The sequence below is a fragment of the Actinotalea ferrariae CF5-4 genome, from assembly GCF_000603945.1.
Lineage (GTDB): Bacteria > Actinomycetota > Actinomycetes > Actinomycetales > Cellulomonadaceae > Actinotalea > Actinotalea ferrariae.
On record NZ_AXCW01000521.1, the window covers coordinates 1 to 888 of the forward strand.

Annotated in this window: 2 protein-coding genes; both read right to left on the bottom strand. The window is 79.5% G+C overall.

All coding sequences use genetic code 11. The features are described 5' to 3' along the window. Positions 1 to 42: 42 nt before the first annotated feature. Positions 43 to 546 carry an NUDIX hydrolase gene (locus tag N866_RS19125; protein WP_052023274.1) on the bottom strand — a complete coding sequence of 168 codons (504 nt, stop codon included), beginning with the start codon at positions 544 to 546 and terminating at the stop codon, positions 43 to 45. Between the two features lies 1 nt (position 547). Further along, positions 548 to 888, bottom strand: a 341-nt coding sequence (locus tag N866_RS19130) for an acyl-CoA carboxylase biotin carboxyl carrier protein subunit (RefSeq protein WP_342668455.1), incomplete at its 5' end; no start/stop codon positions are given.

Here is an 888-nt window from a genome sequence, read left to right on the forward strand (position 1 = left end):
CCACGGCTGGGCCGGGGGTGGCGGCGCCGGGTGCCGCGCCGGTCACGGCAGGAGGTCCCGCAGGCCGGGCCAGGCCGTCCCGAACGCCGGCAGCAGGAGGCGGGCCGGGACGTCGTCGAGCCGCACCCACGCCACGGCGAGGCTCTCGGCGTCGGTGGGCCGGGGGTCGTGGGGGGCGGTCGCCCGGGCGACCACGGTCGTGTAGCTCCACGTCCCGTGGTCGAGGACGCGGGTGGTCTGGACGACGAGGCCGTCGGGGTCGATGCCCGCCTCCTCGGCGGCCTCGCGGACGGCGCCGTCCTCGGGCCGCTCGCCCGGAGCCAGCGCCCCGCCCGGGATCCCCCAGGTGCCGCCCTGGTCGCTCCACTCGGCGCGGTGCTGCAGGACGACGGCGTCGGCCCGCCCGGTGGGGTCGGTCCGGAAGAGCAGCAGGCCCGCGGCGCCGTGCAGCCCCCAGTGCCGGCGCCCGCAGTCGCACTCGACCCAGCCGTCGCCGGGCTGACGGTGCAGGCCGGCAGGACGCGTCGGTCCGCCCGCCCCGGTCACCTCAGCCCTCGGTGGGCGCGGCGCCGTCCCCGGCAGCGCCCTCGGCCCCGACGGTCTCGCTCCCCACGATCTCGCACAGCGCGCTGCCGGCGCTCACGGTGCCGCCGACCACGGCCGACAGGCCCCGGACGACGCCGTCGCGGTGCGCCAGGAGCGGCTGCTCCATCTTCATCGCCTCGAGGACCACCACGAGGTCCCCCTGGGCCACCGTCGCCCCCTCGGCCACGGCCACCTTGACGATCGTGCCCTGCATGGGAGACGTCAGGGCGGCCCCGTTGGAGGACGCCGCCGCCGTCGTCGCGCGCCCGGCCGCCCGTCGCGTCCGGGCGCCGCGGGCACCCG